Annotated in this window: 22 protein-coding genes; 10 read left to right on the top strand and 12 right to left on the bottom strand. The window is 42.6% G+C overall.

Annotation, left to right across the window (positions count from 1 at the left end):
• Positions 1-80: 80 nt before the first annotated feature.
• The 5 genes from trmD to FEK29_RS13160 all read right to left on the bottom strand — a co-directional run bounded on the left by trmD (position 81) and on the right by FEK29_RS13160 (position 4,960).
• On the bottom strand, positions 81-755 hold the full coding sequence (gene trmD, locus FEK29_RS13180; protein ID WP_138258911.1) for a tRNA (guanosine(37)-N1)-methyltransferase TrmD: 675 nt from the start codon (positions 753-755) through the stop codon (positions 81-83).
• Between the two features lie 13 nt (positions 756-768).
• On the bottom strand, positions 769-1,209 hold the full coding sequence (locus tag FEK29_RS13175) for a GNAT family N-acetyltransferase (RefSeq protein WP_138258910.1): 441 nt from the start codon (positions 1,207-1,209) through the stop codon (positions 769-771).
• A gap of 36 nt (positions 1,210-1,245) precedes the next feature.
• Positions 1,246-1,866 (bottom strand): tRNA (guanine-N1)-methyltransferase, encoded by a 621-nt coding sequence (locus FEK29_RS13170; protein ID WP_138258909.1) that lies wholly within the window; start codon positions 1,864-1,866, stop codon positions 1,246-1,248.
• A 132-nt stretch (positions 1,867-1,998) separates the two neighbouring features.
• Positions 1,999-3,447, bottom strand: coding sequence for a glyceraldehyde-3-phosphate dehydrogenase (locus FEK29_RS13165; RefSeq protein WP_138258908.1), 1,449 nt, complete (start codon positions 3,445-3,447; stop codon positions 1,999-2,001).
• A 115-nt stretch (positions 3,448-3,562) separates the two neighbouring features.
• Positions 3,563-4,960 carry a S1C family serine protease gene (locus FEK29_RS13160; RefSeq protein WP_138258907.1) on the bottom strand — a complete coding sequence of 466 codons (1,398 nt, stop codon included), beginning with the start codon at positions 4,958-4,960 and terminating at the stop codon, positions 3,563-3,565.
• A 127-nt stretch (positions 4,961-5,087) separates the two neighbouring features.
• On the opposite strand from FEK29_RS13160, the gene dapF reads away from it, so the two are divergent.
• The 4 genes from dapF (at position 5,088) to FEK29_RS13140 (ending at position 8,201) form a co-directional block, all read left to right on the top strand.
• Positions 5,088-5,864, top strand: coding sequence for a diaminopimelate epimerase (dapF, locus tag FEK29_RS13155; protein WP_138258906.1), 777 nt, complete (start codon positions 5,088-5,090; stop codon positions 5,862-5,864).
• Complete coding sequence (locus tag FEK29_RS13150; RefSeq protein WP_138258905.1) at positions 5,858-6,382, top strand: GNAT family N-acetyltransferase; 525 nt, start codon at positions 5,858-5,860, stop codon at positions 6,380-6,382. Before dapF ends, FEK29_RS13150 begins: the two co-directional genes overlap by 7 nt.
• Positions 6,382-7,425, top strand: coding sequence for an endolytic transglycosylase MltG (gene mltG / locus FEK29_RS13145; protein ID WP_138258904.1), 1,044 nt, complete (start codon positions 6,382-6,384; stop codon positions 7,423-7,425). Before FEK29_RS13150 ends, mltG begins: the two co-directional genes overlap by 1 nt.
• Positions 7,426-7,571: 146 nt before the next feature.
• Positions 7,572-8,201 (top strand): hypothetical protein, encoded by a 630-nt coding sequence (locus FEK29_RS13140; RefSeq protein WP_138258903.1) that lies wholly within the window; start codon positions 7,572-7,574, stop codon positions 8,199-8,201.
• A gap of 54 nt (positions 8,202-8,255) precedes the next feature.
• On the opposite strand, the gene FEK29_RS13135 is transcribed toward FEK29_RS13140, so the two are convergent.
• Genes FEK29_RS13135 through dnaA form a run of 3 tightly spaced genes read right to left on the bottom strand, consistent with a single transcriptional unit; the run spans position 8,256 to position 10,866 of the window.
• Complete coding sequence (locus FEK29_RS13135; RefSeq protein WP_138258902.1) at positions 8,256-8,978, bottom strand: SAM-dependent methyltransferase; 723 nt, start codon at positions 8,976-8,978, stop codon at positions 8,256-8,258.
• Between the two features lies 1 nt (position 8,979).
• Entirely contained in the window at positions 8,980-9,435 is a 456-nt protein-coding gene (locus tag FEK29_RS13130; protein ID WP_138258901.1) for a low molecular weight protein-tyrosine-phosphatase, read from the bottom strand.
• Positions 9,436-9,441: 6 nt separating this feature from the next.
• The gene (gene dnaA, locus FEK29_RS13125) at positions 9,442-10,866 is read right to left on the bottom strand and encodes a chromosomal replication initiator protein DnaA (RefSeq protein ID WP_138258900.1); all 1,425 of its coding nucleotides are present in this window, start codon (positions 10,864-10,866) and stop codon (positions 9,442-9,444) included.
• 205 nt (positions 10,867-11,071) lie between these two features.
• Here dnaA and FEK29_RS13120 point away from each other — a divergent pair, with 205 nt between their 5' ends.
• Positions 11,072-11,467 carry an acyl-CoA thioesterase gene (locus FEK29_RS13120; protein WP_138258899.1) on the top strand — a complete coding sequence of 132 codons (396 nt, stop codon included), beginning with the start codon at positions 11,072-11,074 and terminating at the stop codon, positions 11,465-11,467.
• 11 nt (positions 11,468-11,478) lie between these two features.
• On the opposite strand, the gene FEK29_RS13115 is transcribed toward FEK29_RS13120, so the two are convergent.
• The 4 genes from FEK29_RS13115 to ribD are packed head-to-tail and all read right to left on the bottom strand — an operon-like array spanning position 11,479 to position 14,667.
• On the bottom strand, positions 11,479-12,093 hold the full coding sequence (locus FEK29_RS13115; protein ID WP_138258898.1) for an IMPACT family protein: 615 nt from the start codon (positions 12,091-12,093) through the stop codon (positions 11,479-11,481).
• Positions 12,094-12,993: a DMT family transporter gene (locus tag FEK29_RS13110; protein WP_138258897.1), complete on the bottom strand. Its 900-nt coding sequence runs from the start codon at positions 12,991-12,993 to the stop codon at positions 12,094-12,096.
• On the bottom strand, positions 12,993-13,595 hold the full coding sequence (locus FEK29_RS13105) for an HAD family hydrolase (protein WP_138258896.1): 603 nt from the start codon (positions 13,593-13,595) through the stop codon (positions 12,993-12,995). The genes FEK29_RS13110 and FEK29_RS13105 overlap by 1 nt, the downstream gene beginning before the upstream one ends.
• On the bottom strand, positions 13,573-14,667 hold the full coding sequence (ribD, locus tag FEK29_RS13100; protein ID WP_317129182.1) for a bifunctional diaminohydroxyphosphoribosylaminopyrimidine deaminase/5-amino-6-(5-phosphoribosylamino)uracil reductase RibD: 1,095 nt from the start codon (positions 14,665-14,667) through the stop codon (positions 13,573-13,575). The genes FEK29_RS13105 and ribD overlap by 23 nt, the downstream gene beginning before the upstream one ends.
• A 104-nt stretch (positions 14,668-14,771) precedes the next feature.
• Here ribD and FEK29_RS13095 point away from each other — a divergent pair, with 104 nt between their 5' ends.
• Genes FEK29_RS13095 through FEK29_RS13075 form a run of 5 tightly spaced genes read left to right on the top strand, consistent with a single transcriptional unit; the run spans position 14,772 to position 19,645 of the window.
• Positions 14,772-15,257: a GNAT family N-acetyltransferase gene (locus tag FEK29_RS13095; protein WP_138258895.1), complete on the top strand. Its 486-nt coding sequence runs from the start codon at positions 14,772-14,774 to the stop codon at positions 15,255-15,257.
• A 1-nt stretch (position 15,258) separates the two neighbouring features.
• Positions 15,259-16,113 (top strand): peptide chain release factor N(5)-glutamine methyltransferase, encoded by an 855-nt coding sequence (prmC, locus tag FEK29_RS13090; RefSeq protein ID WP_138258894.1) that lies wholly within the window; start codon positions 15,259-15,261, stop codon positions 16,111-16,113.
• Positions 16,110-18,104 (top strand): NAD-dependent DNA ligase LigA, encoded by a 1,995-nt coding sequence (gene ligA, locus FEK29_RS13085; protein WP_138258893.1) that lies wholly within the window; start codon positions 16,110-16,112, stop codon positions 18,102-18,104. The genes prmC and ligA overlap by 4 nt, the downstream gene beginning before the upstream one ends.
• A gap of 9 nt (positions 18,105-18,113) precedes the next feature.
• Positions 18,114-19,352 (top strand): cation:proton antiporter, encoded by a 1,239-nt coding sequence (locus FEK29_RS13080; RefSeq protein WP_138258892.1) that lies wholly within the window; start codon positions 18,114-18,116, stop codon positions 19,350-19,352.
• Positions 19,349-19,645, top strand: a complete 297-nt coding sequence (locus FEK29_RS13075; RefSeq protein WP_138258891.1) for a hypothetical protein — start codon at positions 19,349-19,351, stop codon at positions 19,643-19,645. Before FEK29_RS13080 ends, FEK29_RS13075 begins: the two co-directional genes overlap by 4 nt.
• Positions 19,646-19,672: the final 27 nt, after the last annotated feature.

Here is a 19,672-nt window from a genome sequence, read left to right as displayed (position 1 = left end):
GAGGTTGATTTAACAGGGTGCAAAAATACTTCGAAATTTAAAATCCACAAATATTTTATTCTATTTATTTTCCTGGGGCTTTATTCCAACAGATCTGGTCGTAGTCTCTGCGTTCGTTCGTGCGCCATTTCTTCTCGCCATTGCTCTATTTTTCCAAAATTCCCACTCAGTAAAACCTCCGGCACCTTCACTCCTTTGTACTCCGCCGGTCTTGTGTATACTGGAGGTGCCAACAATCCGTCTTGAAAACTATCCGTGAGAGCAGAAGTTTCATCGTTCAGCACGCCCGGCAGTAATCTTATAATAGTATCACAAAGGACGGCAGCGCCCAATTCACCACCGGAAAGTACATAATCCCCAATGGAAAGTTCCCTGGTTATGAACATGTCCCTAACACGTTGGTCAACCCCTTTGTAATGGCCACAAAGAATAATTATGTTTTCCAGTAAGGAAAGACTGTTCGCAATTTTCTGATTTAGCGTCTTTCCATCTGGGGTCATATAGATTATCTCATCATAGCTTCGCTGGGATTTCAGTTGGGATATACATTTATCTATCGGTTCTATCATCATCACCATGCCGGCGCCGCCTCCAAATTGATAGTCGTCCACTTGATTGTAATTGTTGTCCGTATAGTCCCTTAAATTGTGCAGATGGACTTCAACCAAACCTTTGTCAATGGCTCTTTTTAGAATTGAGGCATCGAACGGGCTTTTTAATAATTGCGGTAAAACGGTTATAATATCGATTCGCATGGCAAGAGCTATTTTATTGCGCGGACCAAAAGTAGTGAAAACAGTGCGAATCCTTTTCCCAACCCATTTTCTCGTAAAGTCTTCGGGCAGGGTTGTCAACGGCCGTTTCCAAGGCCAAACCCTTAAATTCGTGTTCGGCACAAAATTGTTGTGCGCTTTTCAATAAAAGTGCACCAAAGCCCTGACCTCTGTAATCCGGATGTACAAAAAGGTCGTTTAGAATCAGGGTGGGTTTTAAGGATACGGAGGAGAATGTAAAATAAAGTTGGGTGAAACCCACAGGAACCCCTTCTGACAATGCAATGAATATAAGGGAGTCCTTATTTTGAAATCGTTCCCTTAAAAAAATCTCGGCACTTTTTAAATCGGACGCTTGCTTGTAGAAAACCCTATATTGGTCAAATAATGGAACTATTTGTTTTAGGTTTTCAAGAGTAGCTTTTATGACAATCATGCTATAAAAAAAGCTCCCTTAAAGGAGCTTTGGAAATTATTTCGTTTTCTTTTGTTTGTTGAGTTCGTCCTGTAGTTTCCGGCTGATTTTCTGTTCACGCTCCAAGGCCCTTCTTCTATGATCTTCATATTCTACTTCCAATTCGGCCAAATTTTGTTTTGCCTCCTGGGTCAGGATATTGCTATTTCTAAACCTGTATACGAAAATACCAAGAAGAATGAAAAGCCCTATAATAATTGTCCATAAAATAATATTATAGGTGGCCTTTGAAACCGAAATCCCCAAGAAGGACATACTATCCTTTTCTTCGGTAACTGCTGCGAGGTTTGAAGTCGTTTCTTCCAGTTTTTTATTCAAGGAGCTAATGGTAGTTTCATGTTCTGAAATGGTCGCATTCAAACCGGCCGCTCTTTGGTTAAAGGCCCTAACCGAGTCCAATACATTTTCACGTAGTTTATAAAGGTTCACTTCCTTTACCACTTCATAGCGCACGCCGTCAGCTCGATAGTTTCCGGATTTTTTTGAAATATAGTCGAACTGACTACTTATAGGGCCGCTGTCCAAAGAAAGAGACTCATCTTCTTCAGATTCCTGCGCAAAACTTAAACTGGTGGTTATTAGGACTGCAAATAATATTAGTATCCTTGAAATTTTCATTCGTATTTAAATTTCCGTTTAACACTGATTTAGAGAAGACTAAAGTAAATTTTTAAAATTAAATGGTGAAAAACCTCAGCCTTTAATTAATAGGTACGTAAAAACTTTCAAAAAGGATGTTCTGTACCAAGTCTAATAATAGGTATAACGTCTTACTTTGGTAATATATTTTGCAAGTCTAATTACCTGTTGCGAATATCCAAATTCATTATCGTACCAAATGTAAAGAACCAAATTTTTACCGTTGTCCGAAACAATTGTCGCTTCGCTATCGTATACTGCCGGTGCCACCGATCCAACAATATCCGTTGAAACCAATTCTTTGCTCAAACTATATTTTATTTGCTCCACCAAATCACCTTCCAAGGCGTACTTTTTAACAATTGTATTGATACCTTCCAAGGAAGTTTTGTTTTTGATATCCAAGTTGAGAATCGCCAATGATCCATTGGGTACCGGAACCCTTATGGCATTGGAGGTCAATTTACCTTTAAGATTGGGGAGTGCCTTGGCCACGGCCTCTCCGGCACCTGTTTCCGTAATCACCATATTGAGGCCTGCGGCCCTTCCACGACGATACTTAGAATGCATATTGTCCACAAGGTTCTGGTCATTGGTATATGCGTGTATGGTTTCCAAATGTCCCTTTTTTATACCTACCGAATCGTCTATGACTTTTAATATAGGCGTAATGGCGTTGGTGGTGCAGGATGCGGCCGAGAATATGTGCGTAGTCTCCGGATCGTACTCCAAATGGTTTACTCCATGGACGATATTGGGAACTCCTTTGCCTGGTGCGGTCAATAGTACTTTGGATACCCCTTTGGCATTTAAATGCCTCGATAGTTGGGCCTGATCCCTAAAGGCCCCGGTATTATCGATTAAGAGGGCATCGGATATTTCATATTGGGTGTAATCTACTTCCTCCGGTTTATTGGCACTGATGATTTGAACCGTAGTGCCATTTATCAATAAGGTGTTGGCCTTGGCATTTACCGTTACGGTACCCGTAAAATTGCCATGGACGGAATCGGTACGCAATAGACTGGCCCTCTTTTCCAATAGTTCCTCATTTAGTTCCCCACGCACCACTATGGCCCTCAGCCGCATTTGATTGCCTTTCCCGGTTTTTGACATGAGCTCCCTGGCCAATAATCGACCAATTCTACCAAAACCGTACAAAATGACATCCTTGGGTTTGATGCTTTTGTATTCCGTGGCCGACTTAAGTTTGTCAATAACAAATGCCTTTACGTTGTTGAAGTTATTTTCATCAGAATGATACTCATAGGTCAATTTGCCAATATCCAATTTTGCAGGCGGGAGTTTTAGATCATTGATAGCCCTAAGGATTTCAACGGAATCAAAGATGGAAATGGGTTTTTGCACGAACTCCCCGGCATACTCGTGTAACCGGATGATGTCGCTTACATTGTGATCTATCAAAGGATTTTTAAAAAGTACGATTTCTATGGACCTGTCGTACCACAGGTCACTGATGATCTTTATGAATTCCGTGGTAGCTTTTCTTCTATCTGCCTGGAAGGCCAGCTCTTTTTCGAAGGATATTTTACGAGACATATGGTTTTGTTGTTATAAATGATGTTAAAATTAAACCTTTTGTAAAGTTTTGTAACAACTAAATACAAAAAAAGCATCCGTTTAGGGCGGATGCTTTTCAAACTTAAAATTTGAATTATTGAAAAATTAAGCGTTCTCGTTCGCCCTTCTCGTTGACCATGGTAATTATCGTTTTACCGTACCTGGAAATGGCCCCAAAAGCGGTATCCGCATCTGAAATGTTCTTTATTTCCTTGTCATCCACTTGTACAATGACCTTACCTTCCAGGCCATAACCTCGGTAACGCTCCGGTACCCCGGTTATTTTAACCCCAGATTTTGTCCTAAATCTTTTTTGGTCGTCTTTGGTCAAATTTTTCACTTCCATGCCCATTGCCGGCACTACCAGTAATTGTCGTTCCTTCAACACCACTGGCAAAGTGAGCAGTTCCTGATTCCTTTCAACGGTAACATTGATGGTGTCGTTCGGTCTTTTGGTGCCCAAATATCCCGTAAGGTCCGGATATTTGTGGATATCTATTTGGTCGACTTTCTTGATAATATCGCCCAATTCCAAACCTGCCTCATCGGCTCCGGATTCTTCCTCGATTCTTTCTATATATACTCCGTCGATGTTGTTTATGCCCCTTTCTATGGCATCCCTTGTATTAACGGGAGCGGGACTTATGCCCATAAACGCCTTTTGAACGTTCCCATATTCCATAATATCGTTCACTACTTTTTTGGCGATATTGCTGGGTACGGCAAAGGAATATCCCACATAGGATCCAGTTTGGGAGGAAATGGCCGTATTGATGCCGATAAGGTCACCATTGGTATTTACCAAGGCCCCGCCGGAATTTCCTGGATTTACCGCCGCATCCGTCTGGATGAAGGATTGATTGGAACGGGTATCGAGGCTTCTAGCCTTGGCGCTCACGATTCCCGCAGTAACGGTAGATGTCAAATTAAATGGGTTTCCAACAGCCAATACCCATTCCCCGATTTTTGTATTGTCAGAATCCCCAAATGCCAAATAGGGCAACTTGTCATCGGTCTCTATTTTAATCAGGGCAATGTCTGAATTTGGGTCCGTACCCACCAATTCAGCTTCATAGGTCTGATTATTGTTCAAGGTTACCTGCAATTGGGTTGCGTTGGCTATTACGTGATTGTTGGTAACGATGTAACCATCTTGGGAAATGATGACCCCGGATCCAGTTCCTACTTGAGGTGTTACGGTACCTCCAGAACCATAAAAGAAGTCAAAAACACTGCTTCTACGGGTACTAAGGGTCAGGTTCTTGACATGCACCACGGAGTTGACGGTACGTTCCGCAGCGTTTGTAAAGTCCACCTCATTGATGCCCGAACCTAAAGCGGAAGTTGGCGTATAACTTGTACTGAAAACAGGCTGTGCCTCATCCGAGGTTACAATGGCATAATTGGGTCGTTCAAAGAATAACTTATAGGCACCCAAGGTAACGGCACCTGCAAAGATGGAAACAAGTAAAAGTCCTCCAATTCTCTTCATAATCTATACTTTTTTAACCTTTTAACAGTAAAATTACATCATTTCCATTTTTGTGGTAGTGGTTTAACGACTTTTTAACTGCAAGGAAGCCTCAATTAAATCATATCTTTGTGCTTTAATATGACCTATGACCGCTACTTTTTTTAAATATCAGGGAACAGGGAACGATTTTGTACTTTTCGATAATCGGACCTTATTTTTTCCGAAAGAGAACCATGAACTCGTAGCTTTTTTGTGCAACAGGGGGTTTGGCATTGGGGCCGACGGACTCATTCTTCTTGAAAATGATGACTCCTACGACTTTAGGATGGTGTATTACAATGCTGATGGCAAGGAAGGGAGTATGTGTGGAAACGGGGGAAGATGTGTTGTGGCCTTTGCCCAATTTTTGGGTATCATCGATGAAAAAACCGATTTCATTGCCGTGGATGGACCACATAGCGCAACGGTCAAGGGGACTACGGTAAGCCTTAAAATGCAGGATGTAGAGGAACTGAAGACCAAACCCAATGCCTTGTATTTAAATACGGGTTCGCCCCACCATGTGCAAATGGTCACGAATCTGGAGAAGTTCAACGTTGCCAAGGAGGGTTCCAAAATACGATACGGGATCTATGGGGCAACCGGTAGCAACATCAATTTTGTGGAACAGGAGTCTAAGGACACTTTCAAGGTAAGGACGTACGAAAGGGGCGTGGAGGATGAGACACTTTCCTGCGGAACAGGTGTTACCGCCGTAACCTTGGCAATGCACCATTTAGGTAAGATTAACGATAACTATGCGAATATCAAGGCAATGGGCGGTAATTTGAAGGTTGAATTTGATTACAGCGATAATACCTATAACAACGTGCATTTGATAGGGGAGGCCAAGCAAGTGTTTAAAGGGGAGATTTCGTGGTAAGTCTACAGGGAAATATCATAAAGCTAAGGGCCCTGGAAACGGCGGACTTGGATTTGCTTTTTGAATTGGAGAACAATCCGTCGGTTTGGGAAATCAGTGGTACCATGGCACCCTACTCGAGGGATGTCCTAAAATTATATCTTGAAAATGCCCACAGGGATATTTATGATGTCAAACAATTGCGTTTGGTTATTTGTACCCAGGACAATGAGGCCATTGGCCTGATAGATCTATTTGATTTCGACCCTAAAAATAGAAGGGCGGGAGTGGGTATTGTTATATCGGATGAAGGGAACAGAAACAGGGGTGTTGGTACAGAAGCAATGGAAATACTGTGTAAGTATGCATCCAAGACCTTAAATCTACGTCAGTTGTACGCCAATATTTTGGAAGGAAACGATCGAAGCCTGTACCTATTTAAAAAACTGGGTTTTGAATTGGTGGGAACCAAACGGGATTGGATTTTCAACGAAGGTATTTTTAAAAACGAATTGTTGTTTCAAAAGATTTTTAAATAATGTACATCAAAAAAATTGTGGTCGCCATTTTGCTACTCGGATTGATAGGAGCCAGCATATTTGCGTATGTAGTCTATAGTACTTTTTTTACGCCCAATACCAGTTTTAATAATGAGGAGGCCTTTGTTTACATTGGCTCAAATGATTCCTTTGCCGATATAAAGGAACAAATGCAACCACTGCTGAACGATGTTTCTTCCTTTCAAAAGGCCGCGGAAAGAAAGGGATATGCCTCCAACATTAGGGGTGGTAAATACCGAATTACTAAGGGGATGACCAACAATGATATCATAAACAACCTAAGGGTAAACAATATTCCCGTTCGCGTTTCCTTCAACAATCAGGAGAATACTGCCTCTTTGGCTGGTAGGATCTCCGAACAAATTGAAGCCGATAGTCTCAGTCTTTTGAAAGCCTTTGACGATACGGACTTTTTGGAGGGTAACGGCTTTGACCAGGAAACCAAATTGGCCCTCTACATTCCCAATAGCTATGAATTTTTTTGGAACACTTCCGCGGAGGAATTCCGGGACCGTATGCTAAAGGAATATAAACGATTTTGGAACGAGGATAGGCTTTCAAAGGCAAAGGCCCAAAATATGACTCCCAATGAAGTAGTTGCATTGGCATCCATTGTCCACAAGGAAACCGCCAAGGTAGACGAGAGGCCGCGGGTGGCCGGTGTTTATGCAAACCGATTAAGGGCCGGGATGCTCTTACAGGCAGACCCTACCGTAATCTTTGCTATAAAAAAGGAAACAGGAAATTATGACACTATAATTAAAAGGGTGTTGTACAGGGATTTGGAAATGGACTCTCCTTATAATACGTATAAATATGCCGGTGTTCCCCCAGGCCCCATTACCATGCCCGATATCAGCGCCGTAGACGCTGTTTTAAGTCCTGAAAAACACAACTACTACTATTTTGTGGCCAATGTTGAGGACTTTGGATACCACATGTTCGCGGAGAACATTGCGCAACATAACCGAAATAAGGAGCAGTATATCCGCTGGCTTAACGCTCAGAAAATCAACAGATAGGCCCTAATCGGAATTTTAAGACATGTTAACTAAAAGTGTATATTTTTAACAAATTCTTGCCATTTTACCTTTTTAACATGTCTAACTTTGCCTCCAGAAATTTAAGCAAGCACTTTTTTCGCTGTAAGTCTTAAGAAAAACACTTTATGAAAAGATGGATATTGTTTACTTGTCCTCTTATCGTGATTTTTATTTTTTCGAGCTTCAGTTTCAGTCTGTACAACGTTGAAGTTCCAGAAGCTCTAAAAGTAAAAGAACCCCCTCCGTTTTTGTTCCCCCAGGACAAAGCTTATTTTGAGAAAATGAACGTACGGCCGCCCTTTATTGGTAGCAGGTACATCGGTTTTAAGGAGGCCTTGGCCTTTAAGGAATCGCAAGGAAGCTATTCAGCTGTAAATTCCTTTGGTTATTTGGGTAAATACCAATTTGGTGTGAATACACTGGCATTGGTAGGTGTACATGATTCCATACACTTTTTGGAAAATCCTTCTTTACAGGAAGAGGTATTCGAAAAGAACATTGCCCGAAACAAATGGATCTTACGGAAGGATATCAAAAGATTTGTGGGCAAACGGATCAATGGAATTGAGATTACAGAATCTGGAATCGTGGCCGCAGCGCATTTGGCAGGGCCGGGAAACGTAAAAAGGTATTTACGTTCCTATGGTAGGACCGATGTTATCGATGGATATGGTACGACCATCGCCAATTATCTTAAGATGTTTTCGGGCTATGACATTACCATGATCAAACCGGTAAAAAATCCTAGGATTTAAAGTAATAAGTAGATATGAAAATGGGAAAGCCTTGGCAGCGATGTCAAGGTTTTTTTATGCTTGGATGATAAAGATCGCGGGTCGTTTGTGAAGGTCCACCTGTTCAACTTTCCAATCGGAAGCGGTTTTGGTTCGGATATATTCGGTATTCAGCGTAATATCGCAGGCAACACAGATTCTCGTAGTTCCTGAAACCGTTCTAACAAGTTCCTCCAATAATTTATTGTTCCTATAAGGGGTCTCGATAAAGATTTGGGATTGATTTTCTTCCTTGGATTTTCTTTCCAGCTTCTTTATTTGTTTTTTTCTTTCCGCACCGTCAATGGCCAAATACCCATTGAAAGCAAAATTCTGTCCGTTCATGCCACTGGCCATAAGGGCAAGTATAATGGAGGAAGGGCCTACCAAAGGTACTACTTGGATTTGTCTTTCATGGGCGATGCGAACTACGGCGGCACCTGGGTCTGCGATACCGGGACAACCTGCTTCGGATAGGATACCCACGTCGTTTCCTTCCAAACAAGGATTCAGGAAACTTGGTATTTCCGATGCTTCCGTAAATTTGTTCAGTGCAAAAAGTGTTAATGAGGGTTGCGATTTTCTAGGTGAAAGTTTCTTGATAAAATGACGGGCCGTCTTTTCGTTTTCTACAATATAGATGTTTATTTCCTCGATGGCCCGTTTTATGGAAATGGGCAACACTTCCAAAGGCGGGATTTCCCCAAGTGTGGATGGTATCAGATAGAGTTTGCCCTTTTTGGATGTAGCGTCTGCCATGTTATTCTGAAAGCTTTTTGGCAATTTCCTCACAGGCCGCATCTATCATCTGAAAGACCTTTTCAAATCCATCGACCGAATCGTAATATGGGTCGGGTATCTCTACATCGCCTGTTTTGACTTCACTTAATAATAGTTTAACCTTACGTGCCTGTTCCTTGTTCTTGCTCAACCCGATGATGTTTCCGTAATTGCTTTTGTCCATGGCATAGAGGACATCAAATTCTTCCAAATCGGCAGCGGTTAGTTTTCGGCATATTTGATTGCTGATATCGATACCATATTTTCTGGCGACCGCAATGGATCGGGAATCCGGCGGATTTCCAATATGATAGCCTCCCGTTCCGGCAGAATCCACAAAAACCATGCTTGTATCTACCTTGTTTTTTAGAATGCCCTCGGCCAATGGCGACCTACAGATATTTCCAAGGCAAACCATTAAGACTTTGGTTTTCATACCTTTTTAGGAGAATTTTTTTGTCAGGTCGTCTATGTATTTTCGGAACTGTTTGTCCGTTTCAGCAAGGTTATCGACCGTTTTGCATGCGTGCAGCACCGTGGCATGGTCCCTTTTGCCTATTTGCGAGCCAATGCTCGCCAAAGAGGCCTTGGTGAATTTTTTGGCAAAGAACATGGCCAATTGCCTGGCCTGTACTATATGACGTTTCCTGGTTTTGGATTGAAGGGTGGCCACATCCATTTCAAAGTAATCAGATACCACTTTTTGAATGTAATCGATGGAGACTTCCCTTTTGGTATTTTTTACGAATTTCTCAACGACCTGCTGTGCCAGGTCTATGGTAACCTCCCTTTTATTCAAGGTGGACTGTGCGATCAATGAAATAATGGCACCTTCCAATTCCCTAATATTGGTCTTGATGTGTTTGGCCACATATTCGATGATATCATCCGGCATTTCCACACCATCACGATATAACTTGTTCTTTAAAATGGAAATTCGGGTTTCATAATCCGGACTCTGCAACTCCGCTGATAATCCCCATTTAAAGCGGGACAACAGACGCTGCTCAAAATCTTGCATGTCCACAGGAGCCTTATCCGAAGTTAGGACTACCTGTTTTCCGTTTTGGTGGAGGTGGTTGAAAATATGGAAGAACACATCCTGGGTCCCGGATTTACCGGAAAGGAATTGCACATCGTCAATAATCAGCACGTCTATCAGTTGATAGAAATGAATGAAATCGTTTCGGGTATTCTTCTTAACGGACTCGATATACTGTTGCGTAAATTTTTCCGCCGATATATACAATACGGTACGCTCTGGATACTTGTCCTTTATTTCTACACCAATGGCATGTGCCAAATGCGTTTTTCCCAATCCAACGCCGCCAAAAATCAATAAGGGATTAAAGGAGGTGCCCCCGGGTTTATTTGCCACGGCCATCCCTGCGGAACGGGCCAAGCGATTGGAATCGCCTTCCAGAAAATTATCGAAATTATAATTGGGGTTTAATTGCGATTCAATTTTGATATTCCGGATACCAGGAATCACAAAAGGATTGCGAAGTTCCGGGTTTTTAGATTTAATGGGAACGTCCATTTCCTGGGGAGTCATATTACCGCGGTTGGAACTAGGAATTTTTTCCGTGAACGGTTCTTTATTTCCATAGGTGTTCTCCATTCTAATAATGTACACCAATTTGGCAGTCTCACCCAATTGTTTTGTCAATGCGACCTTGAGCAATTTCACATAATGCTCTTCCAGCCATTCATAGAAAAATTTACTGGGGACTTGAATGCTCAAAGCATTGTTTGAGAGCTTTATAGGTTTAATGGGTTCAAACCAAGTTTTGAATGCCTGCGGTTGGATATTATCCTTGATAAATACCAAACAATTTTTCCATACGGAATCGGCAGTAACATTCATAATAATTAAAGCTCTTGTTATTGGTTAGTTAAAAGCGAACAAATTCTAAAAATAGAGACCATTATTTTGGCTCTGTAAGGTGGACAAATATGTGAACAAAAATTCTAAAAAAAAAATCAACGCCTATTGAATTTGACCTTTTTTTTTCTCATGTTCGTTGCCTACAAACGGGGGCTTTAAATATATAGTTTTTAATTAGAAATCAATGGGATTTAATGAAATTTCTTTTCGGGTCAGATATGGAGAAACGGACCAAATGGGCGTGGTGTATTACGGTAACTACGCGCAGTACTTGGAGATGGGAAGAGTTGAGTGGCTAAGGTCCCTTGGGTTATCCTATAAATGGATGGAGGAACATGGGGTAATGTTGCCGGTAATTTCCCTCAAGATCGATTACAAGATTCCGGCACTTTATGACGATCTTATTACGGTACGTACACAGCTTAAAAAAATACCCTCCGTACGTATCGAATTTGACTATGTTATCACGAACGAAAAGGGTGAGGTTTTAATCGAGGCAAATACTGTTTTGGTATTTATGGATTCCAATAAAAGAAAACCAATAAAATGTCCAGAATATATTTTGAAAAAGTTATCGTAAATCCTACAAAACTATTCGGGTATTTTGATTGAAATTTTGTGAAACGCTTCCAATTGTTTCAAAATATCCGGTACCATGTCTTTTTGAACCTTAAGCACTATCTCGCAATACAAATGCAGCTTTTGGTCCACAATATCCAACTGGTGCTTTTTAATAAATCGCATGACGGTATCCATTTCAGAATATTCGAAGACAAGGATTATGTGCTGGGTTAGCACTTTTTCCATGATGATGGAATTATCCAAGGCCATTTTGGCCGTTTCCTTATAAGCACTGATCAAACCGCCAACCCCTAGTTTGGTGCCTCCAAAAATTCGTACTACGGCGACCAGAATATTGGTCACCCCAAAGGATTGTATTTGTCCGTAAATGGGCATTCCTGCGGAATTGTTGGGCTCTCCATCGTCGTTGGCCCTGTACCGGATGTCCTTTACCCCCAATTGCCACGCATAGCAAATATGGTTCACCATTGAGTGCCGCTTACGGAGTTCCTCTAGAATCGGTTTTACGGCTTCTTCGGACTCTATGGGAAAAGTATAGCCATAGAATTTACTTTTTCGCTCCTTAAAAAGTACCTCTTCGCCAGGTGTGTCGACCGACTTGTATTTGGTTGCTTCCTGTTCCATCTATGGAGTTTGACCTAATAGCATACTCTCGATTCTGGTTCCCAAAGCCACAAGTATAATGCTTAGAATGGCCAGGCCTATACCAAACCAATTTTTACTACTTATCCGTTCCTTGAACAATAGAATTCCCAAAAAGGTAGAACACATAACAATGGCTACGTTGTTTATCGTAAATATTGAAGCGCTATTTAAAGTATCACTATCCAATGCCTTCATTAAAAAATAGATAGAAAAATAATTGGGAACACCCAAACATATACCGCCTAGCACATTCTTTAGATTTACAAGGATACCGTTCTTAACGGCCTTTACTAAAACAAAGAGGGTACCACAGGTGGCGGCAGAGCCAAATACCATGGCAGAAAACAGCGGAAATTCTTCTTCTGGGACGGATATTTGTTGGGCATATTTAATGCTCGTATCGATTATCCCGGATCCTATAAAGACGGCTATCGGCAATAACAGCAAATACGTATGGTCTACTACGGTTTTTTTACGCATGGTGGCGAGATACACCGCCACCAAGGCCAAAAGGATGCCTAGGATTTCAAAAAGGCCAAGCCTTTCCCCGTACATCCAGACGCCAAATACGACAGGGATGGCCAAGGACATTTTTGTCGCTACCGATGCTGCGGAAACACCTATTTTTTGTGATGTTGCCGCCATTAGGTTGAAAACGATGATGAATAAAATTCCCAAAGCCAACGTTCCCATAAACCATGGCCTTTGCGTGGTTGTTGAAAACGTAACCTTTCCTTGGTAGAAATAGAGGCCTACGGAACATGCGATAAAGTAATTGACGATTATGGCATAGAGAGTCTGGATTCCGTATCTGGCATATAATTTAAAAATTACGAAGATTAAGCTGGATGCAAGAATGCTTAACGCCAAGTACTCCATTACAGCTCTTTGTTTAACTCCGTAATATCTTCCTTGCCAACTTGGAGGTTCCAGCAACGTATCCCCAATTTTACCGCACTATCCGTATTTGCCTTGGTGTCGTCAATAAACAGTGTTTCTTCGGGAATCAAGGAGTTTTCGTTTAATACATGCTCGTAAATGTCGTTGTTCGGTTTTCGCATCTTGATTTGTTGTGACAGATAGAAGCCTTCAAAACAATTCTTGAACCGGTCAAAACGATCTTGGCCCATCGTCTTTTTTACATATTCAATGTGTAGGTCATTGGTGTTGCTCAATAAAAACAAACGGTGAGATTCTTGTGCTTTCAAATTCTCAATGAATGCCAATCGGTGTTCCGGGAAATCAAGTAAAATGGAATTCCAGGCATCCACTAAATCCGTTTCCGTTGCTTCTGGATACATTTCCTTTAAACCTGCCAAAAAATCCTCGGAGGACATAAGGCCCATTTCATATTCCTTGCAGAGCAAATCCAAAGCATCGGTATATTCCGTGTATCCAAAAGCGGCCATTTTTTTGAACACCGCCGGTTTGTCCAAATTGATGAAGATGTCCCCAAAATCAAATATGATGTTTTTTATCATTCCTTATTATTTTTAATTGGTCGTTTACTATTGATTTTTCTGCTGTGAGTTGCCCCTGCAATATTGGGGCTTTAATTCCTTTTTCAAACGTGTTTTTGCCGATAAATATTCGGGCTTCGTCCCAAAGATTTGCATCGATAAAAGCTTGCAGGGTTTTGGCTCCACCTTCCACAAAAACACTCAGTATATTCCTTTTAAACAGATTTTTAGACAGCTCTAAAATAAATTCATCATTAAATTCAATAAACTGTAAATCATAATTTTGTGTATTATTATATGAATTATTAATAGAACTAATCACGATGGTGGACTGTTTTCCGTCCAAAACATGAAAACCTTTTGGTATTTTGCGATTTTTATCGATGATGAGTCGGATTGGTGCCTTTCCTTTCCATAGTCTTGTATCCAATTTTGGATTGTCGTCCAAGACGGTATTGGTGCCCACCAAAATGGCCTGTTCCTCGCCCCGCCATTTATGGACCAATTGCCTTGAATAGGTGTTGGTAATCCAATAAGGTTCGACTTTGGAATTTCTATGTTCCTTGATAGGCGCTATAAAACCATCGGCCGTTTCCGCCCATTTTAGTATTATGTACGGGCGTTTTTGTTCATGAAAAGTCAGAAATCGCCTGTGGTGTTCCCTGCATTCTTTTTCCAAAACCCCTAAGGTGACTGAGCATCCAGCCTTTTCCAGAATTTCCATGCCTTTTCCGGCTACTTTATCATGTGGGTCTTTTAGTCCTATGACGACCTTGGGTATCTTGTTTTCAACAATTAAATTGGCACAGGGCGGGGTTTTTCCATAATGGGAGCACGGCTCCAGGGTTACGTATAGCGTTGACTTTTTAAGTAGGGTTTTATCCTTTACGGAACGAATGGCGCTTACCTCGGCATGGGGCCCACCAAAGGAGCTGGTATAGCCTTCCCCAATAATACGGTCGTTATGGACGATAACGGCACCAACGGAAGGATTGGGAGCCGTAGAGCCTATGCCATTTTTGGCGATTTCAAGGCAACGTCGCATGTATTTTTCATTTACGGACATAGGGTGGTTCGGGTTGATGGAGTCCATACCCAAAAGGTACGGCTTGTTGAAAACTGTTTTTTAGCTTTTTGCCCAATTCGTGTATCTTCACCAATCAAAAATAGTACTTTAAGGCCTATTATTTAAAAGCAATGCAAGAGGTTGTAATACGGGAGATAAGACCCGCCGATAATGAGGAGGTGGCACGCGTAGTGCGCGAGGTTTTGGTAGAAATGGGCGTTCCCAAAGTAGGTACCGCCTACGCGGATGCCGCCTTGGACCGCATGTATGAGACTTATGATGTGCCCAGGGCCACCTATTTCGTTATCGATGACGGTGGCAAAATCATTGGTTGTGCCGGTGTAGCCCAGTTGGAAAACTATGATGGCAACGTTTGTGAGCTTCAAAAAATGTACTTTTTAAAGGCTGCCCGTGGGCGTGGTTTGGGTGCAAAAATGATGGATACCTGTTTGGAACGCGCACGGGAATTCGGTTTTGAGAAATGTTATTTGGAAACCATGCCTTACATGGAAGACGCCCAAAAACTGTATAAAAGGTCTGGTTTCGAATATATCGATGCGCCCATGGGAAATACGGGGCACTATTCTTGTCCCGTTTGGATGCTGAAGACCCTGTAATATGTTGCTCAGTGAACTAAAAAGGATTTTTCATAAAGAATTGGATGCTCTGTACGGCAAAGAGGAGGTTTCCAGTTTTTTTTATTTGCTGACCGAGGAATATTTGGGTCTGGAGCGATTTGTACTTGCCATTCAGCCCGACTTGAGAATTCAAAAGAATGAGGAACCCAAGATGTTCGCGGCATTGTCAGCATTGAAGGAGCATCGGCCCATACAACATATAATCGGGTCAGCGCAATTTATGGATATGGAATTCAAGGTGGGGCCGAAAGTATTGATACCAAGACCTGAAACAGAGGAATTGGTGCGATGGGTGTTGGCCGATGTGGATAAACAGGCCAATCTGGATATTTTGGACATGGGAACGGGGAGTGGTTGTATCGCCATCGGCCTTGCCAAATCCTTGAAAAATGCAAATGTTCAGGGTTTGGATATTTCGGAAGAGGCGCTTGAAGTCGCCCGTGAAAATGCCCTTAAAAACGAGGTCGACGTTCATTTTTTTAAGGCCGATATGTTGGATTTTTATAGTGAACTGTCATTTGATATAATTATATCCAATCCTCCTTATGTCAGGGAGTTGGAAAAAAATAAAATGAATAAAAATGTACTATTTTTCGAACCTGAGTCCGCACTCTTTGTCTCCAATGAGGACCCATTGATTTTTTATAGGGGAGTGGCCCGTTTTGCATCCAAACATCTAAAACCAAACGGTATGTTGTTCCTAGAAATCAATCAATACCTGGGCCCTGAAACATGCGCCTTATTGGATACTTTCGATTTCAATGCCATTGAATTGCGCAAGGATATGTATGGGAACGACCGAATGATAAAAACCATTAAGAATAGCCAACTATGAACATTGAAGAAACCATCAAGGCCTTACGGGAGGAGCTTAGGGACCATAATTACAATTATTACGTGTTGGACAAGCCAACGATTTCCGATTATGAGTTTGACATGAAACTCAAGGAACTTCAGGCCTTGGAAGCACAGCATCCCCAGTTTTATGATGAAAGTTCGCCTTCCATCCGCGTGGGTGGTATGGTTACGAAGCATTTTGAGACCGTTGTGCATGAGCATCGCATGTATTCCTTGGACAATTCCTATTCCAAGGAGGATCTGGAAGATTGGGAAAAGCGAATTCAACGGAACTTGGGCGACGCCCCTGTCTCCTACACGTGTGAGCTTAAATATGACGGTGCATCTATCAGCATCACCTATGAACACGGAAAATTAGTGCGCGCGGTGACCCGTGGCGACGGTTTTCAGGGCGATGATGTCACCACAAATATCAAAACGATCAAGTCGGTTCCCTTGCAATTAAAAGGGGATTATCCGGACAAGTTCGATATACGGGGGGAAATCATACTGCCATTTGATGGTTTTGCTAAGATGAACGAGGAGCGTATCGCCAACGGGGAGGAACCCTATATGAATCCCAGAAACACGGCTTCGGGAAGTTTGAAATTACAGGATAGTTCTTTAGTGGCGCAACGGCCTTTGGAGTGTCTTTTATATAGTATCGTTGGTAGGAACACGGGGATAAGCACCCAGTTTGAAATGTTGGAAAAGGCGAGGGAATGGGGTTTTAAGGTGCCCACCGTGGCGAAATTGTGCCATAGTACCCAAGAGGTGATGGATTTTGTGGAATATTGGGACGTAAACCGACACAGTTTGCCGTACGAAACGGACGGCGTAGTGGTGAAGGTGAATAGTATCCAGCACCAGGAGGAACTTGGGTATACCGCCAAGTCCCCAAGATGGGCCATGGCCTATAAATTCAAGGCGGAGCAGGTATACACCGTATTGAACGAAATTACCTATCAGGTGGGCCGTACTGGGGCCATAACGCCCGTGGCCAACCTACAGCCTGTTTTATTGGCGGGAACGACCGTCAAACGGGCCTCTTTGCACAATGCCGATCAGATCGAAAAACTGGATATCCGCGAAGGGGATACCGTTTTTGTGGAAAAAGGCGGGGAAATCATTCCCAAGATCATTGGGGTGGATGTATCCAAACGGCCAGCAGATTCCAAACCTACGCAGTATATTTCTAAGTGCCCAGAATGCCACACTGAATTGATTCGCACTCCGGGCGACGCCAAGCACTATTGCCCAAACGAGTACGGTTGTCCGCCACAAATTACGGGTAGGATCCAGCATTATATTTCCAGAAAGGCCATGGATATTGAGGGCTTGGGCGGTGAAACGGTAGAGTTGCTCTTTAAGGAAGGCCTGATCAATGATTATGCGGATTTGTACGATCTTACCAAAAAACAATTGTTGCCCTTGGAGCGGATGGCGGAGAAGTCGGCAGAAAATTTGGTCCAGGGGGTTGCGGATTCCGTTAAGGTGCCTTTTGAGCGGGTTTTGTTCGCCTTGGGCATTCGCTATGTGGGCGAGACCGTTGCCAAGAAATTGGCGAAAGCCTATAAATCCATCGATGCGCTGATGGTGGCTACCAAGGAGGAGCTGGTTTCGGTGGATGAAATTGGCGACCGGATTGCAGAAAGCGTGGTGAATTTTTTTCAAAACCCAAAGAACTTAGAGGCTATAGGTCGATTGCGACAGAAGGGGGTGCAGTTGGAACTATCGGCAGAAAAACTGGAAAACCAAACCGATGTTTTGCAAGGTGCTACCTTTGTAGTATCGGGCGTATTTGAAACGGTGAGTAGGGACGAACTTAAAAAACTAATTGAGGACAACGGCGGCAAGGTGGGGTCCTCCATTTCTTCCAAAACAGGATATTTGGTCGCCGGGGACAAAATGGGACCTAGCAAAAGGACCAAGGCGGAGTCTTTAGGTATCCCGATTATCACGGAACAGGAATTTTTAGCAATGATTTAAATAAAAGGTATGGATTATTTCATTATCAGTGCAATACTGGTTTTTATTTCTGCAATTTTTGGGTACATCAATGTCCGATTTTTAAAGTTGCCCAATACTATTGGCCTGATGCTGATCACCATTGTTTTTACCCTGGTCGTTTTTGTTATAGGTTATGTGGATGACACCCTTTTGAATGGCGAAAGGTATATTATTTCCAAGATCGACTTTAAGACCGTACTCTTGGATATCATGCTGAGTTTCCTGCTTTTTGCCGGGGCCCTGCATACGAACTTTGAGCAATTGAAGGTGCAGCGATGGCCCATTTTGGTCTTCTCCACCTTAGGCGTTTTGGTCTCTACCTTTTTGGTAGGTACCATCATGTTTTATCTATTGAAAATGACGCCCATGGACGTAAACTATATCCATTGTTTGCTTTTCGGGGCGCTTATTTCCCCAACGGATCCCATCGCCGTTTTGGGAATCTTGAAACAAGCGGGAGCTCCCAAAAAGCTGGAAACCAAAATTGTGGGCGAATCCCTGTTCAACGATGGGGTAGGCGTAGTTGTGTTTTTGACGATTTTTAAAATGGCCTCCTCTGGTGGGACCCCAGTGGATCCCATTGAAATCTTGGAGCTTTTTGGTGTAGAGGTCATTGGTGGTATTCTTTGGGGATTATTGATTGGTTGGATTACGTACCGAATGATGCGCAGTATAGATGATTACGATATCGAGGTCATTATTACGCTTGCCGCGGTAATGATGGGAACGGTGGTGGCCCAAAAGTTGCATCTTTCCGCACCATTGGCCATGGTAACGGCGGGTCTGGTCGTAGGGAACGATACGGTGCGGAATTCGGCCATGTCCGAAACCACGGAAACTTATGTGGACAAGTTTTGGGAATTGTTGGATATTCTCCTGAACACCTTGTTGTTCGTACTCATAGGTATGGAGATGTTGGTCATCAGTTTTGAAACCAGTTATATCGTAGCAGGATTGATTGCCATTCCCATCGTGTTGGGATGTCGTTTTTTAAGTTTGCTGATGCCCATAAAGTTTTTTGAGAAACGGTTGGATTTTGTACCCGGAACCAATTTGGTCATGACCTGGGGCGGACTGCGGGGCGGGATATCCATCGCCTTGGCTTTGGGTCTGACGCAGGATATGAATCGGGATTTGTTTTTGGTTATAACCTATGTAGTGGTGGTCTTTTCCATTATTGCCCAAGGTCTCACTGTTGGTAAATTAGTAGAACGCGTTACAAAATGAAACCAAAGGATTATACCGAATTTGAAGCGACACTTTTAGCATCCCATCCACCATCCGATTGGCCAGAGGGACTGAAAGCCCTTTGGTTCGATGCCAAAGGCGACTGGGAAGCATCCCACGACATTGCCCAGGAAATGCATAATTCATTAGGGAGTTGGATCCATGCCTACCTCCACCGAAAGGAGGGCGACCGATTCAATGCCGGCTATTGGTACCGACAGGCAAATAGGCCTTTTTCAAAATTGTCCTTGGAAGAGGAGCTTCGTGAACTTGTGGAATTTGTAATAGGGTAACTGGGATTTCTTTGGATGAAAATCTAT

The organism is Maribacter aurantiacus (assembly GCF_005780245.1).
Classification (GTDB): domain Bacteria; phylum Bacteroidota; class Bacteroidia; order Flavobacteriales; family Flavobacteriaceae; genus Maribacter; species Maribacter flavus.
This window is presented reverse-complemented; position numbering and strand designations above follow the sequence as displayed.